General features: G+C 43.7%; 1 protein-coding gene and 2 tRNA genes. All 3 read right to left on the bottom strand.

Annotation, left to right across the window (positions count from 1 at the left end):
- Position 1 precedes the first annotated feature (1 nt).
- A tRNA-Phe gene (locus tag R7E42_RS23685) sits at positions 2–77 on the bottom strand.
- Positions 78–310: 233 nt separating this feature from the next.
- Positions 311–1,936, bottom strand: a complete 1,626-nt coding sequence (locus R7E42_RS23680) for a methyl-accepting chemotaxis protein (RefSeq protein ID WP_318073045.1) — start codon at positions 1,934–1,936, stop codon at positions 311–313.
- A 275-nt stretch (positions 1,937–2,211) separates the two neighbouring features.
- Positions 2,212–2,287, bottom strand: a tRNA-Asn gene (locus tag R7E42_RS23675).
- Position 2,288: the final 1 nt, after the last annotated feature.

Genomic DNA, 2,288 nt, shown 5'->3' with positions numbered 1-2,288 from the left:
GTGGTGCCCGGAGGCGGAATCGAACCACCGACACGAGGATTTTCAATCCTCTGCTCTACCGACTGAGCTATCCGGGCGACGAGGTGTATTAAAAGGCTTTTCGGCTTTCAGGTCAACAATAAAATTAAAATAAAATATCGTTTGATGAATTTGTGCTCGGAGTGGGCTGTTTTTATGCGTTTTTAGCAGCAATGCGCCATGCTTTAAGCGATGTTTTAACATTGATAGTGTGTTCACTTGCAAAATAAAGGCGATAAAAACAAAAAAGCACGTCTGAAAAAGTGCTTTTTATTGAACAATTGACTTTAAACTAGTGCTTTACTGAGAACTTGTTTACCCAACCTTCTAGCTCATTCGCTAGTGAAGCTAAACTTTGAGTACTTGATTGGCTCTCGGTTACGACAGAGTTGAGTTGGCTTCCGCTTTCCTCGATAAGGTTTATGCGTAGCGCAATATCATCGCTAACCTGCGTCTGCTCAGCGGCAGCAGTAGCGATCTGCTGACTCATTGTGGTGATAGATTCTAACGCCGTTACAATTTGCTGTAGAGCTTCAGAGGCATTCTTAGACTCTGTAACAGTGCTTTCACTGGTTTCTGCACATATTTCCATTGTGTGAATGGCATTGCGAGAGCCTTCTTGCAGATTGGAGATCATATACTGAATCTCTTTTGTGCTGTCTTGTGTGCGTCCTGCTAGGTTGCGTACCTCATCAGCAACGACTGCGAAGCCTCGGCCTTGTTCTCCAGCACGTGCTGCTTCAATGGCTGCATTGAGTGCCAATAGGTTTGTTTGCTCTGCAATATCACCAATCACATCGAGCACTTTTACAATATTATTTACATCCTGATCTAGATCGGCGACCGCTTTACTCGCAGTATTTAATTGAGAAGCTAAACCTTGAATGTTTTCAACCGTGTTATGAATGAGTTTCTGAGTATGTTGGCTTTGTTTGTCTGCCTCGTCCGTATTGTTTACGGTGTCGCTTGCTGAATTGGCAACATGGTTGGCTGAAGATGCCATTTCAGTCATCGCAGTGGCAATCATAGCCGTTGATTGCTGCTGAGATACGGTAAGATCGGCAATCGAATTTGATCGAGACTCTACGGCAAACAACTCTGCGCGCAGTGCATGCATAGACTTCTCTAGGTTTGTCACCATGGTAGCTAGTGATTGACTCATATCTTGCACGGCACGATAGATACTTCCTCTCGGTGCCACAGTATCAAAACTGGTCTGAATGTCTCCTTGAGCGACAGCTTGAACTGCTTTACGCACGTCGTTAGGCTCTCCACCAAGTAGATTAAGCATTTTGCGAATCGAAATGATCAGGCCACTTAGAATACTTCCCGCGATAATCAGACACAGCACAAGCTGCCATTGTGCTGTCGACCAAAAACGTGCGTTAACTTCATTAAAGCCAATACCTGTACCGACAACCCAGCCCCAGTGTGGTGTTTTTTCTGCTATCGAGTGTTTTTCTTCAATGCTGCCATCAGCTTGTTTTTGGCTCCAGGTATATTCAACGATCTGACCTGTTTTGTGCCCCAATACATCTAGAATGAGTTGGCCTACGCTATTACCACTGCCATCTCTAAAGTCATGGAAGCTGGTTCCGTGCAGTTGAGGGTCTAGTGGTGCGGCGATGAACATCATATTTTCATCTGCGACATAAACGTATTCGTTGTCTTTGTAGATATTGTTACGAAGTAGGCGAGTGGCTAATGCTTTCGCTTCGTCTTCCGGCATTTTGCCTTCGATAGCCATCTTTTCTACTTCGGTAAGTATGCTGTACGCACTTTTAAATAGCTCAGTAACTCGAGCTTTGTTATCAAGGTTACTTGCGACGCGAAGTGTCCATAAGCCCGTTGCGGTCAGAGCTAGGAGAGCTAGCAATATGATCGCAGATAATAAATAGGCTTGAGTTTTTAGTTTCATATTTAGCTCACAAATAAAGTGTTATCACTATGCAAGGCATAGCTAAAAGAAGAAATGTAATAACTCGGGCATCTTAGTGAAGATGAATATGCTCGGATACTAATGCGTATTGAAATTACGATGAGGATTAAATTTTTAGCGTGAAATAAGTGTTTTTGAAGAAAGGATTTAATGTTCGCTGATGTTTAGAAATGAAGTGCAGATAAATGGGAAAGTGAGAAATGACGTATAAAGCAGATACAAAAAAGCCGCATCAAGTGATGCGGCTTTAAAAGTGGCTCCTCCTGCTGGGCTCGAACCAGCGACCTGCGGATTAACAGTCCGTCGCTCTACCAACTGAGCTAAGGAGGAA

Source organism: Vibrio sp. Vb1337, from assembly GCF_033338715.1.
Classification (GTDB): domain Bacteria; phylum Pseudomonadota; class Gammaproteobacteria; order Enterobacterales; family Vibrionaceae; genus Vibrio; species Vibrio alginolyticus.
The sequence above is the reverse complement of the archived record's forward strand: the minus strand, read 5'-3'. Positions and strand labels throughout refer to the sequence as shown.

Excerpts from the sequence above, each read along its gene's own strand:
- R7E42_RS23680 (WP_318073045.1), bottom strand. The coding sequence starts at position 1,936 with ATGAAACTAAAAACTCAAGCCTATTTATTATCTGCGATCATATTGCTA.